This window comes from Rhodococcus sp. GA1 (assembly GCF_024321955.1).
Lineage (GTDB): Bacteria > Actinomycetota > Actinomycetes > Mycobacteriales > Mycobacteriaceae > Rhodococcus > Rhodococcus pyridinivorans.
The window spans coordinates 2,074,828-2,096,606 of sequence record NZ_CP097186.1 but is presented as its reverse complement, the minus strand read 5'-3'; the positions used below and the strand labels follow the sequence as shown (position 1 = coordinate 2,096,606).

24 protein-coding genes and 1 tRNA gene are annotated in these 21,779 nt (G+C 68.3%); 16 read left to right on the top strand and 9 right to left on the bottom strand.

Going from position 1 to position 21,779, the window contains the following annotated elements; genetic code table 11:
- Positions 1 to 11: 11 nt before the first annotated feature.
- The 5 genes from M3330_RS09835 to M3330_RS09815 all read left to right on the top strand — a co-directional run bounded on the left by M3330_RS09835 (position 12) and on the right by M3330_RS09815 (position 4,840).
- Positions 12 to 1,724, top strand: a complete 1,713-nt coding sequence (locus M3330_RS09835; RefSeq protein WP_064256730.1) for an FAD-dependent oxidoreductase — start codon at positions 12 to 14, stop codon at positions 1,722 to 1,724.
- Positions 1,717 to 2,349 carry a hypothetical protein gene (locus M3330_RS09830; RefSeq protein WP_024102804.1) on the top strand — a complete coding sequence of 211 codons (633 nt, stop codon included), beginning with the start codon at positions 1,717 to 1,719 and terminating at the stop codon, positions 2,347 to 2,349. Before M3330_RS09835 ends, M3330_RS09830 begins: the two co-directional genes overlap by 8 nt.
- Before the next feature lie 105 nt (positions 2,350 to 2,454).
- On the top strand, positions 2,455 to 2,664 hold the full coding sequence (locus M3330_RS09825) for an SDR family NAD(P)-dependent oxidoreductase (RefSeq protein ID WP_255028600.1): 210 nt from the start codon (positions 2,455 to 2,457) through the stop codon (positions 2,662 to 2,664).
- 186 nt (positions 2,665 to 2,850) lie between these two features.
- Complete coding sequence (locus M3330_RS09820) at positions 2,851 to 3,285, top strand: Fur family transcriptional regulator (protein ID WP_024102806.1); 435 nt, start codon at positions 2,851 to 2,853, stop codon at positions 3,283 to 3,285.
- A 94-nt stretch (positions 3,286 to 3,379) separates the two neighbouring features.
- Entirely contained in the window at positions 3,380 to 4,840 is a 1,461-nt protein-coding gene (locus M3330_RS09815; RefSeq protein WP_019290231.1) for a catalase, read from the top strand.
- 27 nt (positions 4,841 to 4,867) lie between these two features.
- On the opposite strand, the gene M3330_RS09810 is transcribed toward M3330_RS09815, so the two are convergent.
- On the bottom strand, positions 4,868 to 5,011 hold the full coding sequence (locus M3330_RS09810; protein ID WP_019290230.1) for a hypothetical protein: 144 nt from the start codon (positions 5,009 to 5,011) through the stop codon (positions 4,868 to 4,870).
- 160 nt (positions 5,012 to 5,171) lie between these two features.
- Between M3330_RS09810 and M3330_RS09805 the strand changes: the two genes are divergently transcribed.
- Together M3330_RS09805 and M3330_RS09800 are read left to right on the top strand one after the other, a co-directional pair.
- The gene (locus tag M3330_RS09805; RefSeq protein ID WP_024102807.1) at positions 5,172 to 6,005 is read left to right on the top strand and encodes a metal-dependent hydrolase; all 834 of its coding nucleotides are present in this window, start codon (positions 5,172 to 5,174) and stop codon (positions 6,003 to 6,005) included.
- Positions 6,006 to 6,081: 76 nt separating this feature from the next.
- Positions 6,082 to 7,830 (top strand): cholesterol oxidase substrate-binding domain-containing protein, encoded by a 1,749-nt coding sequence (locus M3330_RS09800; protein WP_255028589.1) that lies wholly within the window; start codon positions 6,082 to 6,084, stop codon positions 7,828 to 7,830.
- A 9-nt stretch (positions 7,831 to 7,839) separates the two neighbouring features.
- Here the strand turns inward: M3330_RS09800 and M3330_RS09795 are convergent, their stop codons facing one another.
- The 3 genes from M3330_RS09795 to M3330_RS24435 form a co-directional block, all read right to left on the bottom strand.
- Positions 7,840 to 8,361: a YdcF family protein gene (locus M3330_RS09795; protein WP_006552436.1), complete on the bottom strand. Its 522-nt coding sequence runs from the start codon at positions 8,359 to 8,361 to the stop codon at positions 7,840 to 7,842.
- Between the two features lie 331 nt (positions 8,362 to 8,692).
- Positions 8,693 to 8,766: transfer RNA gene (locus M3330_RS09790), tRNA-Pro, on the bottom strand.
- A gap of 54 nt (positions 8,767 to 8,820) precedes the next feature.
- Entirely contained in the window at positions 8,821 to 9,774 is a 954-nt protein-coding gene (locus M3330_RS24435) for a metallophosphoesterase (protein WP_064852438.1), read from the bottom strand.
- A gap of 66 nt (positions 9,775 to 9,840) precedes the next feature.
- Here M3330_RS24435 and M3330_RS09780 point away from each other — a divergent pair, with 66 nt between their 5' ends.
- Positions 9,841 to 10,317 carry a GatB/YqeY domain-containing protein gene (locus tag M3330_RS09780; RefSeq protein WP_255028587.1) on the top strand — a complete coding sequence of 159 codons (477 nt, stop codon included), beginning with the start codon at positions 9,841 to 9,843 and terminating at the stop codon, positions 10,315 to 10,317.
- A gap of 23 nt (positions 10,318 to 10,340) precedes the next feature.
- Here M3330_RS09780 and M3330_RS09775 read toward each other — a convergent pair whose 3' ends face one another.
- Positions 10,341 to 12,770, bottom strand: a complete 2,430-nt coding sequence (locus tag M3330_RS09775; RefSeq protein ID WP_303627230.1) for a transglycosylase domain-containing protein — start codon at positions 12,768 to 12,770, stop codon at positions 10,341 to 10,343.
- A gap of 293 nt (positions 12,771 to 13,063) precedes the next feature.
- Between M3330_RS09775 and M3330_RS09770 the strand changes: the two genes are divergently transcribed.
- A complete protein-coding gene (locus tag M3330_RS09770) occupies positions 13,064 to 13,387 on the top strand; it encodes a WhiB family transcriptional regulator (protein ID WP_006552432.1) in 324 nt (107 codons plus the stop codon).
- Positions 13,388 to 13,436: 49 nt separating this feature from the next.
- Here the strand turns inward: M3330_RS09770 and M3330_RS09765 are convergent, their stop codons facing one another.
- On the bottom strand, positions 13,437 to 14,567 hold the full coding sequence (locus M3330_RS09765) for an ArsA family ATPase (protein ID WP_006552431.1): 1,131 nt from the start codon (positions 14,565 to 14,567) through the stop codon (positions 13,437 to 13,439).
- Positions 14,564 to 15,577, bottom strand: a complete 1,014-nt coding sequence (locus M3330_RS09760; protein ID WP_037217256.1) for an ArsA-related P-loop ATPase — start codon at positions 15,575 to 15,577, stop codon at positions 14,564 to 14,566. Before M3330_RS09760 ends, M3330_RS09765 begins: the two co-directional genes overlap by 4 nt.
- 53 nt (positions 15,578 to 15,630) lie before the next feature.
- Here M3330_RS09760 and M3330_RS09755 point away from each other — a divergent pair, with 53 nt between their 5' ends.
- From M3330_RS09755 to M3330_RS09745, 3 genes are read left to right on the top strand one after another with little or no spacing between them, the layout of a single operon-like run.
- Positions 15,631 to 15,795, top strand: coding sequence for a DUF4177 domain-containing protein (locus tag M3330_RS09755; RefSeq protein ID WP_006552429.1), 165 nt, complete (start codon positions 15,631 to 15,633; stop codon positions 15,793 to 15,795).
- A gap of 3 nt (positions 15,796 to 15,798) precedes the next feature.
- Complete coding sequence (locus M3330_RS09750; RefSeq protein WP_006552428.1) at positions 15,799 to 16,263, top strand: RidA family protein; 465 nt, start codon at positions 15,799 to 15,801, stop codon at positions 16,261 to 16,263.
- A gap of 57 nt (positions 16,264 to 16,320) precedes the next feature.
- Positions 16,321 to 17,109, top strand: coding sequence for an MBL fold metallo-hydrolase (locus M3330_RS09745; protein ID WP_019290225.1), 789 nt, complete (start codon positions 16,321 to 16,323; stop codon positions 17,107 to 17,109).
- Positions 17,110 to 17,212: 103 nt separating this feature from the next.
- On the opposite strand, the gene M3330_RS09740 is transcribed toward M3330_RS09745, so the two are convergent.
- On the bottom strand, positions 17,213 to 17,887 hold the full coding sequence (locus tag M3330_RS09740) for a Crp/Fnr family transcriptional regulator (RefSeq protein ID WP_006552426.1): 675 nt from the start codon (positions 17,885 to 17,887) through the stop codon (positions 17,213 to 17,215).
- Positions 17,888 to 18,078: 191 nt separating this feature from the next.
- Positions 18,079 to 18,351: a hypothetical protein gene (locus M3330_RS09735; RefSeq protein ID WP_033097906.1), complete on the bottom strand. Its 273-nt coding sequence runs from the start codon at positions 18,349 to 18,351 to the stop codon at positions 18,079 to 18,081.
- A gap of 72 nt (positions 18,352 to 18,423) precedes the next feature.
- Between M3330_RS09735 and nth the strand changes: the two genes are divergently transcribed.
- From nth to M3330_RS09715, 4 genes are read left to right on the top strand one after another with little or no spacing between them, the layout of a single operon-like run.
- Positions 18,424 to 19,218: an endonuclease III gene (gene nth, locus M3330_RS09730; protein WP_006552424.1), complete on the top strand. Its 795-nt coding sequence runs from the start codon at positions 18,424 to 18,426 to the stop codon at positions 19,216 to 19,218.
- A gap of 4 nt (positions 19,219 to 19,222) precedes the next feature.
- The gene (locus M3330_RS09725; RefSeq protein ID WP_255028574.1) at positions 19,223 to 19,894 is read left to right on the top strand and encodes a TlpA disulfide reductase family protein; all 672 of its coding nucleotides are present in this window, start codon (positions 19,223 to 19,225) and stop codon (positions 19,892 to 19,894) included.
- The gene (locus M3330_RS09720; protein WP_039586635.1) at positions 19,891 to 20,589 is read left to right on the top strand and encodes a CoA pyrophosphatase; all 699 of its coding nucleotides are present in this window, start codon (positions 19,891 to 19,893) and stop codon (positions 20,587 to 20,589) included. The genes M3330_RS09725 and M3330_RS09720 overlap by 4 nt, the downstream gene beginning before the upstream one ends.
- A complete protein-coding gene (locus tag M3330_RS09715; protein WP_255028573.1) occupies positions 20,586 to 21,773 on the top strand; it encodes a MarP family serine protease in 1,188 nt (395 codons plus the stop codon). The genes M3330_RS09720 and M3330_RS09715 overlap by 4 nt, the downstream gene beginning before the upstream one ends.
- The last annotated feature ends 6 nt before the right edge of the window (positions 21,774 to 21,779 follow it).

Below are 21,779 nucleotides of genomic sequence, written 5' to 3'. Positions count from 1 at the left end.
GGAGCGGGCGCATGACCCATTACGACGTCCTCGTCATCGGATCCGGATTCGGCGGCAGCGTCGCAGCACTGCGCGCCACCGAGAAGGGATACAAAATAGGAGTTCTCGAGGCCGGACGGCGTTTCGAGGACGACGAGCTGCCCGAGACGAGCTGGCGGCTGCGCAAGTACCTGTGGGCGCCGCAGGTGGGATGCTACGGGGTGCAGCGCATGCACCTGCTGCCCAACGTGCTCGTCATGGCGGGAGCCGGTGTGGGCGGCGGGTCGCTGAACTACGCCAACACCCTGTACAAGCCGCCGACGCCCTTCTTCCGCGACCCGCAGTGGGGTCACATCACCGATTGGGAAGCGGAACTGACGCCGTACTACGACCAGGCGGCACGGATGCTCGGCGTCCGCCCCAATCCCAGCATCACGCCCGCGGACGAGGTGATGCGCCAGGTCGCCGACGAGATGGGTGTCGGCCACACCTACACGACCACCCCGGTCGGTGTGTTCTTCGACGAGCCCGGCAGGACGGTGCCCGACCCGTTCTTCGGTGGAGCCGGCCCCGACCGCACCGGCTGCACGGAGTGCGGCAGCTGCATGACAGGTTGCCGTGTGGGAGCGAAGAACACGCTCGTCAAGAACTACCTCTACCTCGCGGAGAAGGCCGGCGCGCACATCCACGCCCTCACGACGGTGACCCGTGTGGTGCCCCGTACCGGTGGTGGGTATGAGGTCCACACCCGCAGCACGAACGGCATCAGGAAGCGCCGCAAGGTCTTCACCGCCGACCAGGTGGTGATCGCGGCCGGTACCTACGGTACGGCGCGCCTGCTGCTCGCGAGCCGCGAGACCGGCGACCTGCCGAACCTGTCTCCGGCCCTCGGCACCGTGGTGCGCACCAACTCCGAGGCGGTGCTCGCCGCGACCGCGCAGGATCGCGTCGTCGACTACACGAAGGGCGTGGCCATCACGTCGTCCTTCCACCCGGACGACCACACCCACATCGAACCGGTGCGGTACGGCAAGGGCAGCAACCTGATCGGTCTGCTCCAGGCGCTGCTCATCGACGGTGGCACGCGGATGCCGCGACTGCTGAAGTTCTTCGGTGTCGCCGCGAAGAATCCCGCCGCCTTCCTCCGCTCGCTGTCGGTCCGGAACTGGTCCGAGCGCACGGTCATCGCTCTCGTGATGCAGACCGACGACAACTCTCTCGAGCTCGCGACCCGGCGCACGCCGATCGGCCGGGGCCTGACCAGCAAGCAGGGGCCGGGCACTCCGCCGCCCGAGTGGATTCCGGTGGGCCACGAAGCGGTCCGCCGCGTCGCCGACAAGATCGACGGCGACGCCGGTGGTTCGATCGCCGACCTGTTCGACATCCCGATGACCGCGCACTTCCTCGGCGGGTGCGCGATCGGCGATTCGCCGCGTACCGGCACCGTCGACCCGTACCTGCGTGTCTACGGGCACAAGGGTCTGCACGTCGTCGACGGCTCCGCGGTGAGCGCCAACCTCGGCGTGAACCCGTCCCTCACGATCACCGCGCAGGCCGAACGTGCGCTGGCGCTGTGGCCGAACAAGGGGGAGAAGGACAACCGGCCTCCGCTCGGGTCGGCCTACGAACCCGTGCAGCCCGTGCAGCCCGTGCGTCCGGCCGTGCCCGTCGAGGCCCCGGCGGCGCTGCGACTGCCCATCACCCCCGTTCGGAAGGAGAGCGCCCGTGCTCTGGACAGTGCCTGAGAGCGAGGACGAACGCACCGACTATCCGGTCTCGCCGCCACCGCCATGGCCGGCCTCCGTGCGGGCCACCCTGTGGTGGCATCGCAGCACCCCGGACGCCTCCCAGTACGGGCCGACCGGCGCGACCCTGCCCATCACCCTCGCGATGATGGTCGACTACCTCGACTCGCCGGTCGGGCCGTACCGCGAGGTGCTGGCCAGCCCGGTGCTGCGCCGCGACCTGATCCCGGCGATGGCGGTGCCGTTCATCGCCGTCGACTCCGAGCCGTCGGTGCACGGTGGTCGCGAACACTGGAAGCTGCCGAAGGTGCTCGCGAAGTTCGACGGCGACGTCCTCGGCGATTTCTCCGCGACCGGCGCCCGATGGAGCGTGGCCACCTCGGCCGCGCCGAAGGGCCCGGAACTGCCGATCGCAGGTGGACTGACCTTCGCCCAGCCGATCCCCGGCGGCGCCGTCGAACGCGCCACCGCCCGGCTGCGGGGGAAGTTCCGTTACGCGCGGGTGACCGTCGCGGCGGAGGGACCGACGCTGAGCCGCTGGCTTCGCCCCGGCACCCACCACGGCATCGTCATCACCTCCGGACGGATGTCCACGGGCGCGTCGCGAGTCGTGTCGCGTATGTAGGTCAGCCGGTCTCTCCGCCGTCGAGGAGATCGCCGATGCCGACGCACACGCGATGTTCGACGTGCAGATCTTCGGGGTGCTGAACGTGATGGGGCGGCGTTTCCGGTGTTCAGGAGCAACCGTCGCGGGCACATCGTCAACGTCTCGTCGATCCTGGGGCTCACGACCTTCCCGGGCCGGGGGCTCTACAGTGCGGGCAAGTTCGCGCTCGAGGCCCTGACGGAAGCGCTCGCCGCGGAGGTCGCCGATCTCGGTATCGGGGTGAATCTGATCGAACCGGGATACGTGCGGACCGATTTCCTGACGAAAGACTAGCTCGCACTTTCCGATTCGACACTCGGTGAGTATCCGGCCGTGCGGAGAGACGACCGAGGCGCGCCGGGCGCCGGCGGGCGCCGACCACACCGACCCCTGATCCGATCGGAGACCCGAAGTGGGCGTGACGGGCACCGCACCGATCCTTTTCTTGACTTATTCCAGAAAAGGGGCATACTTGGTGTCATGCAACAAGGACACGAGCATCACTTCGACCCCAAGGAGCAACTGCGCTCCGTGGGTCTGCGGGTGACCGCTCCCCGCGTTGCCGTACTGAGAACCGTTGCCGAGCATCCGCATTCCGATGCGGACGGAATTGCCGCCCACGTGCGCGACGAACTCGGCTCGGTGTCGACGCAGGCCGTGTACGACGTACTCAAGGCATGCGTGGGGAACGGGTTGCTCCGCCGGATCGAACCGGCCGGATCACCCGCACGGTACGAGACCCGCATCGGCGACAACCACCACCACCTCGTGTGCCGCGCATGCGGCACGGTCGTCGACATCGATTGCGTGGTCGGGGCCGCGCCCTGCCTGACGCCGTCCGACGACCACGGCTTCGTCATCGACGAAGCAGAGGTCACCTTCTGGGGCCTGTGCCCCGATTGCCGCGCCGACTAGCGCCCACTCGCTTCACCGGTGGTCCGGCCCCTCCGCGGGCCGAACCACCGGCTTCGTGTCCCGAGACCCGGAACATCCGTATACGGAGGTCACCATGACGAATGCCCGTTACACCACGAACAACGTCGGTATCCCCGTCGCCAGCGACAACGAGTCGCTCACCGCGGGCACCCAGGGGCCGATCCTGCTCCACGACCACTACCTGGTCGAGAAGCTCGCGCACTTCAACCGCGAGCGGGTGCCCGAGCGCGTCGTGCACGCCAAGGGCGCCGGCGCGTTCGGTGAGCTCGTCGTCACCGAGGACGTCTCCGCCTACACGAAGGCCAAGCTGTTCCGGCCGGGCGTGAAAACCGAGATGCTGGCACGCTTCTCGACGGTCGCCGGTGAACAGGGCAGCCCCGACACCTGGCGCGACCCGCGCGGTTTCGCTTTGAAGTTCTACACCGAGGACGGGAACTACGACCTGGTCGGCAACAACACGCCGATCTTCTTCATCAAGGACCCGATCAAGTTCCCCGACTTCATCCACTCGCAGAAGCGCCTGCCCGGCTCCGGCCTGCGCGACCACACGATGCAGTGGGACTTCTGGACCCTGCGCCCCGAGACCGCACACCAGGTCACCTGGCTGATGGGCGACCGTGGCCTGCCGCGCACGTGGCGCCACATGGACGGCTTCGGTTCGCATACCTACCAATGGATCAACGCCGACGGTGAGCGCTTCTGGGTGAAATACCACTTCAAGACCGACCAGGGCATCGAGTTCCTCACCCAGGACGAGGCCGACCGCCTCGCCGGCTCGGATCCCGACTACCACCGCGCCGACCTCTACAAGGCGATCGAGCGTGGCGAGTTCCCGAGCTGGACGCTCCACGTGCAGATCATGCCGGTCGCGGAGGCGGAGAACTACCGGTTCAACCCGTTCGACCTGACCAAGGTGTGGTCGCAAAAGGACTACCCGTTGATCAAGGTCGGCACGATGACCCTGAACCGCAACCCGCGCAACTTCTTCGCAGAGATCGAGCAGGCCGCGTTCGCCCCGTCGAACGTCGTGCCGGGCATCGGTTTCTCGCCCGACAAGATGCTGCTCGGCCGCGTGTTCTCCTACGCCGACGCCCACCGCTACCGCATCGGCGTCAACCACGCACAGCTGCCGGTGAACTCCGCGAAGGCCGCCCGTGTCGACTCCTACAGCAAGGAGGGCAACATGGCCTTCACCTTCAACGATCCGCAGACCCCGGTCTACGCACCGAACAGCTTCGGTGGTCCGCATGCCGATCCCGAGCGGGCCGGCGACGAAGGTCTGTGGAACTTCGGAACCGAGGCCGTGCGCGCGGGCTACGTGCAGCACCCAGAGGACGACGATTTCGGTCAGGCGGGCACCCTCGTCCGCGACGTGATGGACGACGCGGAGCGCGAACGCCTCGTGAACAACATCGTCGGACACGTCCTCGGCGGTACCTCGGAGGCGCTCTACGAGCGGATCTTCGAGTACTGGCGCAACGTCGACGAGGAGCTCGGCAAGCGGGTCGAGGCGGGCGTGCGCGCCGGAGCCTGACCCGTCACCGGGGGAGATGCGGCGGGATCAGAGCAGTCCCCACCAGTAGATCAGGGCTGCCAGCGCCAGCACGATCAGCGTGGTGTCCATGTCGCTCTCCCTCCATCCGACGACGACAACTCCATCTTCCTCGCAAACGAGGAATCCGGCACAGACGCCAGGGCCGTCCACCTCTCCGGTGGGCGGCCCTGCCGGCGTCTGCCGAGCATATCGGCTGTTCGAACACGCGTGTGACAGGTGTGTCGGCTGTGGTTGTTAGGTTGGAGATCCGGGGCCGGCGTCGTCACGCCGGGTCGGGTTCGCGCTCGTTCGTCGAAAGGTGTTGTCCGACATGGTGATGGGTCCTACCCATGCAGTATCCGGGGCGCTGGTGGGGCTCGTCGTCGCAGATCTGCTTCCTACCGACTGGGGTGCACCCGCGTCCACCGCGGAGACCTTCGCCTTCGCGGCGGTGTGTTCGGGGGCGGCCCTGCTTCCGGATCTCGACACGGCACAGTCGACGGTCGCGAGGTCGTTCGGGCCCGTGAGCCAGACCTTCGCCAGGGGCATCGACGCGGTCTCGCTCGGCTACTACTCGCTCACCAAGGGCAGCCGCGACCGGAAGCGGCGCGGCGGGCACCGCACCATGACGCACACCGCGCTGTTCGCGGCACTGCTCGGAGCCGGAGTCTCGGCACTCGTCGCGAGCTTCGGCAGGGAAGCGATCATCGGGGTCCTGTTCGTCACTCTCGGTCTCGCACTGCGCGGGTTGTTCGGGTCGTGGGCGAAGAAGCGCGGGTGGGTGGTCGTCACCCTGAGCGCGGCAGTGCTGTCGATCCTGTCGTGGACGTGGTTCCCGCAGGAGGTTGCGTCGACGGGCCTGGGGGTCGCGGTGGCCCTCGGATGCGCGACGCACTGTCTCGGCGACGCCATCACCAAGGAGGGAATCCCCTTCCTCGCTCCGTTCGTGCCCTGGCGCGGGTCGCGCTGGTGGGAGATCAAGCTGCCGTCGGCGTTGTCCATCCGTGCGGGTGGCCCGTTCGAGCTCGGCATCCTCGGTCCGGCCCTCACCGTGGCGGCGGTCGCGATGGCGGTCTGGTCGGTCGACGGCGCTCCCGAACACATCCTCGGCACGTTGGAGGCGTCGGGTCTGTCGTTCTGGAGCGAGGGTGCCGCACACCGGTAGCGGTACTGGAGAATAGAGAGAACTTGTTCTATTTTCGCGGAGTCCGCGCCCGCAGAACAGAACGGAACCCGCCCTCGTGAGCGCTCGAGCCTCTGGTCCCACCCTCAGCCGTCGCGGTCTTCTCGGAGCAGCCGCCGGAGCAGCCGTCCTTGCAGGCACGGGATGGACGCTCGCGGGTGCGGTACCGCTCGGCGACCCGGCAGCCACGATCCCGGCGCCGCCGGACTTCCCGGCCGACATCCCGCTCTCGCAGCAACAGTTCGTCAACTGGGCGAAGACCATCCGGTTCGACGCGGTGTGGACCGCGACCGCGCGCACCGCCGACGACGTCGTCCGCCTCGCGAACTGGGCGCACGCCCACGGCTTCCGCATCCGTCCCCGCGGATCGATGCACAGCTGGAGTCCGCTCACCCTCGAGGCCGGGCAGGACATCGAGAACGTCGTGCTGGTCGACACCATGTCGCAGCTGAACCAGGTCGTCGTCGACGCGGACGCCGCACCTCCGCGCGTGACGGCCGGAGGGGGCGCGAGCATCGAATCCATCCTCACCACGCTCGAAGCGAACGGACTGGGCTGGGCCAACTCGCCCGCCATCGGCGACATCTCCATCGCGGGGGCACTGTCGATCGGTGCCCACGGAGCCACCTACCCGGCGGCGGGGGAGACGGTGATCCCCGGCCAGTCGTTCGGCTCCCTGTCCAATCTCGTCCTGGCTCTGACCGCCGTGGTGTGGAACCCGTCGGCCGGTGCCTACGAACTCCGCGAGTTCCGCCGCGCCGAACCGGAGATCAGACCCCTGCTCGCCCACCTCGGACGCACCTTCGTCACTTCGGTGACGCTGCAGGCCGGAGCGAACTACCGGGTGCGCTGCCAGAGCTTCACCGACATCCCGTGGCGCGAACTGTTCGCCCCGCCCGGCTCGCCGGGGCGCACTTTCGAGCGCTACGTCGAGGAGCACGGGCGGGTCGAGGCGATCTGGTTCCCCTTCACCGAGACACCCTGGCTCAAGATCTGGTCGGTCTCCCCGGAGAAGCCCGCCGCCTCCCGCGAGGTGCAGGATCCGTACAACTACTACTTCTCGGACAGTCTGCCCGAGGAACTCACCGACCTGCTGGGACAGGTCGTGCGTGGCGCCCAGGGCGTCACACCGACCTTCGGTGCGTCGCAGTTCGGTGCGGTGGCAGCGGGACTCGCAGCGACCGGCACGAAAGATCTGTGGGGCTGGTCCAAGGACCTGCTGTTCTACCTGCGCGCCGCGACCCTGCGCGTGGTCGCCGGTGGCGGTGTCGTCGTGACGAGACGCGACAACATCGCCCGCGTCATCAACGAGTTCACGACGTGGCTGCACGAGCGGATGACGCACTACGCCTCGCTCGGGCAGTACCCCGTGAACATGCCGTTCGAGGTACGTCTGTGCAAGGTCGACGACGCCGACGAGGTGCTCGTCGACGCCGCCGGTGTGCCCGACCTGTCGCCGGTGCGTCCCCGCCCCGACCGGCCCGACTGGGACAGCGCGATCTGGATGAACGTCGTCTCCATCCCCGGAACGGCCGGGATGCCGGCCTTCTTCCGCGAGATGGAGCAGTGGATGGCCGCCCACTACTCGGGCGATTACGCGACCTTCCGGTCCGAGTGGTCGAAGGGTTGGGCGTTCGACGACGAGGGCGGCTACCGCGACCCCGGTTTCCTCGGTGAGACGGTGCCGGCCATGTACCGCACCGGCCTACCGTCCGGGCAGGGTTGGGACGCCGCGCTCGCGGCTTTCGAGCAGTACGACCCGCACCGGGTGTTCAGCAACCGGTTCCTCGACCGGTTGCTGCCCTGACGTTCCGCTTCAGCACCCCGTGTGCGAGAAGGCCCGCATGTAGCCGGCGGTCTGATAGGCGTACGCCCATGCCCAGTACGACAGGGCGATGTCGGCCGGGCTGGAGGCCATGATGAGTTCGCCGTCGAAGCATCGGTCGAGGATGAAGCGCGCGCGGGAGACGTGCGGTACGAACGTCACGACGATGACGCTGTTCCAGCCGCGCTGTTCCGCGAGACGACGCAGTTCCATGGCCTCACCGCGCGTGGTCGGCGGGTCCGGTTCGAAGCACGTGACGGGGAATTCGTAGCGCGGGTGGTCGCACAGGTCCGTCAGCCAGACGTCCTTCGCGCCGTTGGGATTCGACACCACGACCTCGGGTGCGAAGCCTTCGAGTGCGAGTTCGAGCGCGTAGGGATAGCGCTCGTAGATCGCACCGCCGAGGACGAAGATCGCGTCCGCCCGGCGATACGGGCTGAGGTTCTCGATCTCGATCTGCGGGGCCACGTAGACGGGAAGGCCCGCGGCGATGATCGCGCACGCGACGAGCACGAGGACGGCGAGCCACCGTCGTCGCCGGGGGCGTGGTCTGGTGAGTGTGGAACCTCCGGAATTCTCCGGTGCGTCCTGCCGGGAGGCCCTGTGTCGTCGCGTCATCCGCCGAGTCCGTTCCCGCCCGACCAGAGCCGAGGCGTCTCGCGAGTGCGGTGCCGCCTTTCAGTTTAGGGTATTCAAGTCTGTTTTAATCCCTAAAAACAGACTTGGAGAATCTTTTGTGACGGGAGGGGACGTCCTTTTCCGGAGAGGTGAACAAGGTGCCCCGGAATGCGGTCAGGGCACCTTCTCCGTGAGGAGAAAGTGCCCTGACAAGTTCTTCCACGAGTCGGGGTGGCGGGATTCGAACCCACGACCTCTTCGTCCCGAACGAAGCGCGCTACCAAGCTGCGCCACACCCCGTATTGAACCTCGGTCAGCTTACAACACGAGTCCGCAGAAGATTAAATCGGCTGGTCAGCGACGTAACCCGGCGCGCTCTGCCGAATCACCGCTGGCCTGCTGCGCGGTGTCGCGCGAGGCCGGAACGAGGGTCAGCAGGGTGGCCTCCGGACGGCAGAGGAACCGGGCGGGAGCGAACGGCGACGTGCCGATACCCGCGGAGACGTGCAGTCGCATGTGGGCACCCCAGCGCGACGCGCCCTTCACCCGCGACCGGTCGATCCCGCAGTTGGTCACCAGCGCGCCGTAGAACGGCAGGCACAGCTGGCCGCCGTGGGTGTGGCCCGCCAGAACGAGGTCGTAGCCGTCCTCGGCGAAGCGATCGAGCACCCGCGGCTCGGGGGAGTGAGTCATGCCCAGTCGCAGATCGGCCGAGGGATCGGCCGCACCTGCGATCGTCTCGTACCGGTCGCGGTCGAGATGCGGGTCGTCGACACCGCCGACGGCGATGCGCACGCCGCCGATCTCGATGTCGCGGCGCACGTGCGTCATGTCCTGCCAGCCACGTTCGGTGAACGCCGCACGCAGGTCGCCCCACGGGAGCGGAGGCCCGTAGACGCGGTCGTGGTCCTTGTCGAAGTAGGCCAGCGGATTCTTCAGCACGGGAGCGAAGTAGTCGTTGCTCCCGAAGACGAACAGACCCGGGCGGGCGAGGAGTCCGCCGAGGGCCTGGACGACGGCCGGAACGGCCTTCGGGTGCGACAGGTTGTCGCCCGTGTTCACGACGAGATCGGGCTCGAGGCCGTCGAGTTCGCGCAACCAGTTCTGTTTCAGCTTCTGATTGGGAGTCATGTGCAGGTCGCTGATGTGCAGGACCCGCAGTGTCGACGCGCCGGGCGCGAGCACCGGCACCGTGACCTCGCGAAGGGTGAACGCGTTCCGTTCGATCAGCGTGGCGTAACCGAGGCCGAGAGCGGCGGCGCCGGCAGCACCGAGGGTTACGCGGCGAATTGCAGACAGGTCAGGCACTTCTCCAGCGTACCGCCGTGCGTGGTCCTCGCACGTGGTTCGCCTGCCCCGCGTAGCGTTTCCGGCATGAGCGACACCACATCCTCCCTCGAATCCAGGCTGCGGACCGACCTGACCGCAGCGATGAAGGACAAGGACAAGCTGCGGACCGAGACCCTCAGGATGCTGCTCGCGGCGATCCGGAACGAGACGGTGTCCGGCAAGGAGGCGCGTGAGCTGTCCGACGACGAGGTGCTCCAGGTCCTCGCGAAGGAATCGAAGAAGCGCGGCGAGGCCGCCGAGGTCTACACCGAGAACGGACGCGGAGAGCTCGCGGCCAAGGAGCACGCCGAGGCGCGGATCATCGACGAGTACCTGCCCACCCCGCTCACCGATGCCGAACTAGTCGACGTCGTCGACACCGCCCTCGCGCGCGTTGCGGAGGAACTCGGCACGCGGCCGGGTCCGAAGAACATGGGCCAGGTGATGAAGGCCGCCACCGAGATCGCGGCAGGCAAGGCCGACGGCAAGCGCCTGTCCGCAGCCGTGCGTTCACGCCTGTAAACCGACCGTGGAAGCCCTGCGGCTCAGTTGTCGGGGCGGCTCGGTGTCGTCGTGGGAGTGGACTCCTCCTCCTCCGCCGGCGGACTCGACTCGCTCTGCTCGAGCTCCCGTCCCGGGATGGGCGCGGGCGTCGACCGCCGGGTCGTGTCGGGCACCTCGCGGTCGCGCGGGCGGGCCGGGGTGGCGCTCGTGGTGGGAGCCACGCGGACCGATCCGTCGCTGATGAACAGCGTGACCGTCGATCCCGGGACGGCCGAGCCGCTCGGGGACGTACCCGTCACCGTTCCGGCGCGTTCCTCACCGGCGATCGTCGCCTCCGAGACCGAGAATCCGGCGTCCTGCAGTCGCTGGACCGCGCGGTCCTTCGACAGGCCCGTCACGTCCGGAACCTGGGCGTTGCCCGCGCCGCGGACGTACCGGGGATCGGGGGCGGGCAGTTCGATGGAGCCGAACTTGTTCGCCACCGGCAGCATCGCTGAGAACCATGTCCGCGCCGGTTCGGTACCGCCGAAGAGGTTGCCGTCGTAGCAGGGGCGGACCGGACCCGAGCAGATCTGGCCGGGAGTGGGGGAGTCGCCGTAGGTGTAGACCACGCCGGCGAACCGGTTGGTGAAGCCGAGGAATGCCGAGGACATGTGCGACTCGGTAGTACCGGTCTTCGCCGCGACCGGCAGGTTCCAGCCCACCGACCCCGCGGCACCCGAAGCGGTACCGCCGGCGGCGGTGTCCTTGCTCATCGCCGTCGTCAGGGTGTCGGCCAGACCGGGCTCGACGGCCTGCTCGCACGCCTGCTGCGTGATCGGCACGGGCTTGCCCTCGCGGTCGAACACCCCCTCGATCGGGCTGGGCGGGCACCACTTGCCGTGCGAGGCGAGGGTTGCCGCGACGTTCGACAGCTCCAGCGCGTTGATCCACGTCGGGCCGAGCGTGTACGAGCCGAGGTGCTGGTTCTTCTGCATCTCGGCCATCGACTGGTCGCCGAAGCCGGAGGTGCGGGGCTGCAGGTACGACCGCAGACCCAGGCGCACCGACATGTCGACAACCGCGTCGACGCCGGTCGCCTCGATGAGCTTGACGAACGCCGTGTTCGGTGACTGTGCCAGCGCGTCGGTCACCGACAGTCGCGACGGATACGGCGCGGCGTTCTCGACGCAGTAGTAGTTGGCCGGGCAGCCGCGGGCACCGCCGTCGCCCAGACCGCGGGCGTTGTAGCGGGACGGGACGTCGAGCACGGCAGAGGTGCCGAGACCCTGTTCCATGGCGGCGGCGACGGTGAAGATCTTGAAGATCGACCCGGCGCCGTGACCGGCCAGCGAGTAGGGCTGCGGCTGGACCGTCTCCTTGGCCTCGGCGTCGAGACCGAACTTGCGGCTCGACCCCATGGCGAGGACCTTGTGCGAATCCTGGCCCGGCTCGATCACGTTCATCACCGAGGCCACGTCGTCGACGGTGGGGCTGGTGAACCGGTCGAGCGACTCTTTGACGGAGTTCTGGACCTCGGGGTCGAGGGTCGTGCGGATGAGATATCCGCCCCGGTCGATCTGCTCGCGCGACAGGCCCGAGTTCTCGAGATACTGCAGCGCGTACTCGCAGAAGTAACCGCGGTCGTCGGCAGCGATGCAGCCGCGGGGGAGCGTGTTGGGCTCGGGCAGCACGCCGAGCGGCAGTTCCTTCGCGGCGCGGATCTCGTCGGCGCGCTCCGGGATGTTGTCGATCATCGTGTCGAGCACGATGTTGCGACGGGCGAGCACGCCGTCGGGATTGGTGTACGGGTTCAGCGCCGAGCTGGACTGCACCATGCCCGCGAGCATCGCGGCCTGCGGGATGTTCAGGTCCTTGGCGTCGATGCCGAAGTAGGTCTGGGCGGCGTCCTGGATACCGAACGAACCGTTGCCGAAGGGGACGAGGTTCAGATAGCGGGTGAGGATCTCGTCCTTGGTGAGCTGATCGTCGAGGGTCAGCGCCATGCGGATCTCACGGATCTTGCGGGCCGGCGTCGTCTCGATCGCCGCGCGGCGTTCGGCGTCGGTCTTCGCGATCACGTGGAGCAGGTAGTTCTTGACGTACTGCTGGTCGATCGTGGAGGCGCCCTGCTCGACCTGACCGCTCGTGGTGTTGGTGAGGAACGCGCGGATGGTGCCCTGCCAGTCGACGCCCTGGTGCTCGGGGAACCGCTTGTCCTCGATCGAGACGATCGCCAGTTTCATCTCGTTGGAGATCTGGTCGCTGGGCACCTCGAAGCGACGCTGGTCGTAGAGCCACGCGATCGGCTCGCCCGCCTTGTCGACCATGGTCGTCACGGCTGGGACGACACCTTCGACGAGCTCTGCGGAACTGTTGTCGACGGTGTCCGCGGCTCGGTTCGAGACGTACCCGAAACCACCCGCGGCCGGGAAGAGCATCCCTGCTACGAGAACGCCGCCGAGGGCCGTGCAACCAGCGAGCTTCGCCACCGTTCTTCGGATCGACACGCCTACACACTACGTGGCGAGGGACCGGCCGGCCGTTTCCAGGGAGCGGGCGTGGCACGACGGGCGAGGTGAAAACGCCTCCGACGTGGGACTTTGTACGTGCGTACCAGAAAAGGTTTCGTTCGCCTTGCGCGTGGGCATCAGTTTACCTAGATTGAGACATCAGTGTGACGCAGATAACACCTTGACGGGCAGGTTTTGCGCCGTTGCGGCACACGGACGGCGCAGACCTCGAACACCGCGAACCGGCGTTCGGAAAGTAAAGGGGCAACTGAATGCACATGACCACCCCGACGACCCGACTCGACGTCGACCAGGCCGAAGCGCGTATCGCTTGGGTCTCCAAGGCTCGCTGCCGCGAAGTCGATCCAGATGAACTGTTCGTGCGTGGCGCAGCGCAGCGCAAGGCTGCGGTGATCTGCCGGCACTGCCCGGTGATGCTCGAGTGCGGGGCGGACGCCCTCGACAACCGTGTCGAGTTCGGCGTGTGGGGAGGCATGACGGAGCGGCAGCGTCGTGCTCTCCTCAAGCAGCATCCCGAGGTCGAGTCCTGGGCCGATTTCTTCCAGGCGCAGAGACAGCACCAGAGCGCGGTCTAGTCACCACCTCACCGGTACACGAACCGCCGAGATCATGACCCGCGAGACATCACGCCTCGCGGGTCAATTGCTCGCCCACCGCCCGCAGCGCCTCGAGATCCGAGACCTCGAAGGGCAGCGAGGGCACCCCGACCACGGGGACGGCAGGGTTCGCCGCGGTGAAGTTGCGTAGCAACCGCAGCTCCCGCTTGGCGATCACGGCCCGGTGCGCGTGGATGCGGAGAACGGCCTCAGCGGCCTTCGCGTCCACGCCCTCCTCCTCGGCGAGCTGGTCCGCCGCGGCGAGGGCGTGATCGGACGGCAACGCCGACAGTGTCGGATGGGTGCGGTTGAGCACCAGGCCCGACAGCGGCATGCGATCGCCCGACAGTCGTTCGACGAAGAACGACGCCTCGCGCAGGGCATCGGGTTCGGGTGCCGCGACCACCATGAAGTGGGTTCCCGGCTGCTGCAGCAACCGGTAGGTGCGGTTGGCGCGCTCGCGGAAGCCCCCGAACATCGAGTCCAGCGACTGCACGAAGGCCGACGCATCCGACAGCATCTGGCTCCCGACGATCGTCGAGACCGCCTTGAGCGCGAGCCCCATCGCGCCGGTCACCAGGCGGCCGAAGCCACGCCCGGGTGCCGTGAAGATCCGGATCATCCGCCCGTCGAGGAAGGCCCCGAGCCGCTGGGGAGCGTCGAGGAAGTCGAGCGCGTTCCGGGACGGCGGAGTGTCGACAATGATGAGATCCCACTCGTCGCTCTGCGCGAGCTGACCGAGCTTCTCCATCGCCATGTACTCCTGCGTGCCGGAGAAAGACGACGCCACGGTCTGATAGAAGGGGTTGTCGAGGATCTGCTGGGCCTTCTCCGGCGTCGAGTGCTCGAGCACCATGTCGTCGAAGGTGCGACGCATGTTGAGCATCATCGCGTGCAGCTCGCCCTTCGCCTCCGGCCCGAGCTCCACCTTCTGCGGTGAATTGTCGAGCGAGGCGACCCCGAGGGCCTGTGCCAGTCGCCGCGCCGGGTCGATCGTGAGCACCACGACGCTACGGCCCCGCTCGGCCGCGCGCAACGCGAGCGCCGCGGCGGTGGTCGTCTTGCCGACACCTCCCGACCCGCAGCACACGATCACCCGGGACGAGCGGTCGTCCAGGATGCGGGCGACGTCGAGGACCTTCCGGATCGGTGCGTTCATCGGACACCCTGCTCGGCGAGAACGTCGGCGAGTTCGTAGAGGCCACCGAGATCGACACCGTCGGCGAGGGCCGGTAGGGACATGCGTGCCACCTTCACTTCGTCGAGTTGAGCGGCGCTCACCTGTTGCGCCTGGAGTACCGCGGCGTGCTCGATGGTCTCGGTCAGCAGGCCGGCGAAATCGTCGTCGGAGAGCTTGATGGACACCTTCTCCAGCGTCGTCCGGATCGCGGGCCCGGCGATGCGGCCGGCGGCGACGTCGTCGACGAGTTCCTCGGGCAGGTGCTCGGGAGCGGTGCGGTTGACGATGACCGTCCCCATCCGGAGATCGGCGGCCTCGAGCTCCTCCACCGCGTCGGCCGTCTCCTGCACGGGCAGAGCCTCGAGCAGGGTCACCAGATGGACGACGGTCTGGTCGGAGTGCAGCAGCCGGACCACACCCTCGCTCTGTGACCGGATCGGACCGGACTTCGCGAGATCGGCCATGGCCTTGGTGACGTCGAGGAAGCTGCCGATGCGGCCGGTGGGCGGGGAGTCGACGACGACCGCGTCGTAGACGGGTGCGCCCGACGCGTCGGTCCGTACCACGGTCTCCTTGATCTTGCCGGTGAGGATGACGTCGCGCAGACCCGGCGCGAGCGTGGTCACGAACTCGATCGCTCCCATCCGTCGCATCGCGCGACCTGCGAATCCGAGGTTGTAGAACATGTCGAGGTATTCGAGGAAGGCCGCCTCGATGTCGATCGCGAGAGCCGAGACCTCACCGCCACCCGGTGCGGTCGCGATTTTCGTCTCGACCGGCGGGAGCGGCGGCACGTCGAACAGCTGCGCAATGCCCTGACGTCCCTCGGTCTCGACGAGCAGAACCTTGCGACCTCCGGCGGCGAGCGCCAGTGCGAGCGCCGCGGCCACGGTGGACTTCCCGGTGCCACCCTTGCCGGACACGAAGTGCAGTCGCGCCTGGGCGGCGCCTGCCGGCCATTCGCCGGAATGTGATGTCGGAGATGCCACGATCACGAGCCTATAAGTCGTGGACGGTGAACGGTGCCGGATAAGGTCAGGATATGAGTGAAACCACCACATGGGAATACGCAACCGTGCCGCTGCTCACGCACGCGACCAAGCAGATCCTCGACCAGTGGGGTGCCGACGGCTGGGAGCTCGTCACCGTCCTGCCCGGCCCCACCGGTGAGCAGCACGTCGCCTACCTCAAGCGTCCGAAGGGCTGATCGGTGTCGCACAACACCTGGAGCGAACGCCTGACCGAACTCGGCATCACCCTGCCGCCGGTCGCCGCCCCGGTGGCGGCCTACGTACCCGCCGTCCGCAATGGCGACGTCGTCTACACCTCCGGTCAGCTGCCGCTGGCCGACGGGAAGCTGACGCACACCGGCAAGGTGGGTGCCGAGGTGTCAGCGGAGGAGGCGAAGACCGCGGCCCGCACCGCCGCGCTCAACGCGCTCGCCGCAGTCGACGGTCTCGTCGGACTCGACAACATCGCGAGCGTCGTGAAGGTCGTCGGCTTCGTGGCGTCCGCCGAGGGCTTCACCGGACAGCCCGGCGTCATCAACGGCGCGTCGGAACTGCTCGGGGAGATCTTCGGTGAGGTCGGCGCGCACGCCCGCTCGGCCGTCGGCGTCGCCGAACTGCCCCTCGGCGCTCCCGTCGAGGTCGAGCTGATGGTGGAAGTACGCTGACGCCACCTCCCCGATCGGAGGCGGCTCCCGACGGATCCGACACGAGAGGCACATGTGATGGCGCTGGTCCACCCAGCCTACGCGCAGCTGCGCCAGGTCACCGAGAACGCCGCGGTGATCCTGGCCGAGAACCCCTCGATCATGTCCCTCGAGGGAACGAACACCTGGATCCTCCGGGCACCCGGCAGCGACGAGTGCGTCGTGGTCGATCCGGGTCCCCTGGACGAAGGCCATCTCGAGCGGATCGCGCAGGTGCCGGTGGCGGCGACCCTCATCAGTCACCGCCACTTCGACCACACCGAGGGTGCCGAGCGTTTCTCGCAGCTCGCGGAATGCCCGGTGCACGCAGTGCTGCCGGAACACCGCCACGGCGGTGGGCAGCAACTGTCCGGCGGTGACGTCGTCGAGGCGGCGGGTCTGCGCATCCGGGTCGTCGCGACCCCGGGGCACACCGCCGATTCGCTGTCGTTCGTGATCGAGCAGGACCGCAGTGTTCTCACTGCCGACACCATCCTCGGCCGCGGCACGACCGTGCTCGACGACTCCGACGGCGACCTCGGCGACTACCTGCGGTCGTTGAGGTCGCTCATCGGTCTCGGCGGTGGCTACACGGTGCTGCCCGGGCACGGCCCCGAGCTGCCCGACCTCGAGACGATCGCGCGGGAGTACCTCGCGCACCGGGAGGGTCGGCTCGAGCAGGTGCGCGGTGCGCTGCGCACCCTCGGCGCCGAAGCCACCGCACGGCAGGTCGTCGAGCACGTCTACGCCGACGTCGACCCCTCGTTGTGGGGTGCGGCGGAGAAGTCCGTCAACGTGCAGTTGGAGTACCTGCGCAGCCACGGTTGAGTCGAAGCAGCCGGACGGCTGGGTCGAAGCAGCTACGGCTGGGATACGCACATACGAAAGGCCGGGACGCGGCGAGCGTCCCGGCCTTTCGTATGTGCGTGGGTCAGCGAGCGCGACGCGCCAGACGCTCCGAGTCGGAGATCAGCACGCTCTTGCCCTCGAGACGCAGCCAGCCGCGGTGCGCGAAGTCGGCGAGGGCCTTGTTCACGGTCTCGCGGGACGCGCCGACGAGCTGCGCGATCTCTTCCTGCGTCAGGTCGTGCGTGACACGCAGGGCGCCGGCCTCCTGGGTGCCGAAACGCTGGGCGAGCTGGAGCAGTGCCTTGGCGACACGACCGGGGACGTCGGTGAAGATCAGGTCGGCGAGGCTGTTGTTGGTGCGACGCAGACGACGGGCCAGCACGCGGAGGAGCTGCTCGGCGATCTCGGGGCGCTGGTCGATCCACGCCTTGAGCGCATCGCGGTCCATGCTCACGGCTCGCACCTCGGTGACGGTGGTGGCGGTGGAGGTGCGCGGACCCGGGTCGAAGATCGACAGCTCGCCGAACATGTCGGACGGGCCCATGATCGTCAGGAGGTTCTCGCGACCGTCGGGCGAACGACGTCCGAGCTTCACCTTGCCGGAAACGATGATGTACAGCCGGTCGCCGGGCTCACCCTCGTTGAAGATGACATGGCCGCGCGGGAAATCTACAGGCTGAAGCTCTTTGATCAGCGCCGCAACCGCCGAGGGCTCGACTCCTTGGAAGATGCCTGCTCTGGCCAGGACCTCGTCCACGTGCGCTCCTTTTGGGAATGATTCGTCATCTACTGCCGGGTCTGCACGTCGACGGACTTCCTGGGCAGGTCACCTGTCAGGCGTACGAGCGCCCAGTCTATCGTGCGCGCTGCACGAGTGAGTGACCGATACCACGGAAACGATCGACGAACCCGATCATCGGTACCTCGAGGCTACCGGCAAGTAGTCGTTCAGCTGGCGCGGCGCGCGCGCAGATGACCGTCCGAATCGTCCGCTCCGTCGGTGCTCGGTCCGCGGCGGCGGCGACGCTGGAAGCGGGCCAAAGCCCCGGGGAAACCTTCACGAGCGAGTGCCGCGACATCGGCCTGGTCCGCTTTGTCGAGGAACTCTTCCACTTCCTGCTCACGGACGGACAACCGGCTCAAGCGCGCTTCGACACGTTCCATGGACAGTGCGAACAACATGAGCAGCACCGGGAAGAGGACGACAGCAAGAGCTTGCATACCCGGAAGTAAACACCCGCAAGGTCTCGGAAGAGACACGGGGCCGGATCTTGGGGAGAGTGTTTACGTAGAGTGGATCAGGTGCATGCCTCCCAGTCCGAGAGCCCCGAGACGGCCCCGCGCCGAGTGAACGGAAAGGCTCGCGGACCGGAGTCGCGACTGGCCCTCGTCCGTCGCGCGCGACGGATGAACCGGCGCCTCGCCGAGGCTTTTCCGCACGTCTACTGCGAACTGGACTTCACGAATCCGCTCGAGCTCGCCGTCGCCACGATCCTGTCGGCGCAGTGCACGGATGTGCGGGTCAACCAGGTGACCCCCGCTCTGTTCGCCCGGTATCCCGACGCCCGCGCGTACGCGGAGGCGGACCGCGCCGAGCTCGAGGAGTACATCCGCTCGACCGGCTTCTACCGCAACAAGGCCAACTCGCTCATCGGTCTCGGCCAGGCCCTGCTCGAGCGGCACGACGGCGAGGTTCCGGCCCGGCTGAAGGATCTCGTCGCGCTGCCCGGCATCGGCCGCAAGACCGCCAACGTCATCCTCGGTAACGCCTTCGATGTGCCGGGTATCACGGTCGACACCCACTTCCAGCGGCTCGTGCGTCGCTGGGAATGGACCGACGAGACCGACCCGGTCAAGATCGAGCACGCGGTGGGTGTGCTCATCGAGCGCAAGGAATGGACGCTGCTGTCCCATCGCGTGATCTTCCACGGTCGGCGCGTGTGCCACGCACGCAAGCCGGCATGCGGGGTGTGTGTCCTCGCGAAGGACTGCCCCTCCTACGGGACCGGGCCCACCGATCCGCAGACCGCGGCCACGCTGGTGAAGGGACCGGAGACCGAGCACCTGCTCGAGCTGGCCGGGCGGTGACGGAGTGCGTCCTTCCACAGCAGGCCGCTGGAGCCTGGCAGCTCTCGTCGTCGTCATCGCATTGATCGTCGCCATCTGGCCGCGCGACCGCAGCGACCCTCCGCCGGCCACCGGCCCGGGACCGGCCGCACCCTCGACCGCACCCGTGGACCGCCGGCCCCAGGACGGCGCGCAGGCCCTCGCTCCGCTGCGGGAGACCGCCGCACTCGATCCGTGCCCGCAGCCGGGCGGGTCCACGCCCGCTCCCGCCGGTCCGCTCGCCGGTCTGGTCTTCGAGTGCGTGAGCGACGGATCCTTCGTCGACCTCGCGGCCGCCCTCGCCGGAAAGCCCGCCGTGGTGAACCTGTGGGCCTGGTGGTGCGCTCCCTGCGCCGAGGAACTGCCGGTCCTCCAGGACTACGCCGCCCGGGTGGGCGAGGAGGTCACCGTCGTCACCGTCCACACCGACCCGAACGAGTCGAACGCCCTCGGCAGGCTCGCCGACTACGACGTGCACCTGCCGGGTGTGCAGGACGGCTCGGGTCGCGTACAGGCCGCGGTCGGCGCGCCCGCCGTCCTTCCCGTGACGGTGCTGCTCCGCGCCGACGGGTCGGTCGCCGCCGTGCTCCCCATCCCGTTCCGGTCGGCCGACGAGGTCGCCTCGGTCGTCGAGGAGCATCTGGGGGTGGCCGCATGATCCCCGAATGGCTCCGGCGTGTCGCCTCGGTGTCGCCGACCGACCCGCACGGTCTCAACCCGATCCTGAACCGTCGCGCCCCGCGCGTCGCGCGGGTGCGGCAGGCCTCGGTGCTGGTGTTGTTCGGCGGGTCGCCGGAGGCCGATCCGATGGCCCGCGGCGGACTTCCCGCCGACGCCGACGTCCTGCTCACCCAGCGCGCCGCGACGCTGCGGCAGCACAGCGGGCAGGTGGCCTTTCCCGGAGGCGCCGCCGATCCCGAGGACTACGGCGCCATCCACACCGCACTTCGTGAAGCGGAGGAGGAGACCGGCCTGGATCCGTCCGGGATCCGGCCGCTCGCCGTGCTCCCCGAACTGTTCATCCCGCCTTCCGGCTTCGACGTGACTCCCGTGGTCGCCTACTGGGAGACCCCGAGCCCGGTCGGAGTGGTCGATCCGAAGGAGGCGACCCGCGTGGTCCGGGTGTCGCTGCACGAGTTGCTCGACCCCGACAACCGTTTCCAGGTCCGGCACCGTCTGGGTTATCAGGGCCCGGCCTTCCAGGTGGACGGGATGCTGGTCTGGGGTTTCACCGCGGGTGTGCTCGCGGGTCTGTTCGCGGTATCGGGGTGGGAGATCGAGTGGGATCACCACGACGTCCGTGATCTCGACGTCGTACTCGCCGAACTGGAGACGGGGGTGGTCGAATCATGACCGGATCGGGCTGGATCGATCTGATCATCGTGGTGATCGTCCTGATCGCCGCGTCCTCCGGGCTCCGGCAGGGCGCCGTCGCCTCGGCGCTGGCCTTCCTGGGTGTGCTGCTCGGTGCGGTCGCGGGCATCCTCATCGCCCCGCACGTGCTCGTGCACATCGACGATGCGCGCATGCGCATCCTCGCCGGCATCGCTCTGATCGTGGTGCTGGTGGTGATCGGCGAGGTGGCCGGCATGGTGCTCGGACGTGCCGCGCGCAGCGGCATCCACAGTCCGGGTGCGCGGGCGGTCGACAGCGTCGTCGGTGCCGGTCTGCAATCGGTCGCGGTGCTCGTCGCCGCGTGGCTGCTCGCCATCCCGCTGACCGCCACGACCCAGCCCGCCGTCTCCGCAGCCGTGCGGGGATCCCAGGTGCTCGGGACCGTCGACGACGTCGCCCCCGACTGGATGCGTGCGATCCCCAACGAGTTCTCGGCGTTGCTCGACACCTCGGGTCTGCCCGAGGTGATCGGGCCGTTCGGGCGTACCCCGATCGCCGAGGTGGAGGCACCCGACGGCGGTCTCCTCGAAGGATCGGTCCCGGCCCGGCTGCAGACGAGCGTGCTGCGCATCAACGGTGTCGCACCCAGCTGCCAGAAGGCACTGGAAGGATCCGGTTTCGTCGTGGCCCCTGAACGGGTGATGACGAACGCGCACGTCGTGGCCGGAACCGCGGCGGTGACCGTGGATACGGAGAGCGGCCCGCTCGAAGCGACCGTCGTGCTCTTCGATCCGGAGGTGGACGTCGCGATCCTCGCGGTGCCGGGACTGACCGCGCAGCCGCTGGGGTTCGCCTCGGAGCCGGCGGAGTCGGGTGACGACGCGATCGTGCTCGGCTACCCGGGCGGCGGTCCGTACACGGCGAGCGCGGCGCGCATCCGCGAGACGCTCGACCTGCAGGGCCCGGACATCTACCGCGGCGGCACCGTCGAACGCGAGGTGTACACGGTGCGCGGCACGATCCGGCAGGGCAACTCGGGTGGTCCGCTGGTCGATCCGTCCGGCAGCGTCCTCGGGATGGTCTTCGGCGCGGCGGTCGACGACACCGACACCGGTTTCGTTCTCACCGGTGCGGAGGTGAGCCGGCAGTTGGAGATGGCCGGAGTGAATCAGCCGGTCGCGACCGGCGCCTGCATCGTCTGACGCCGG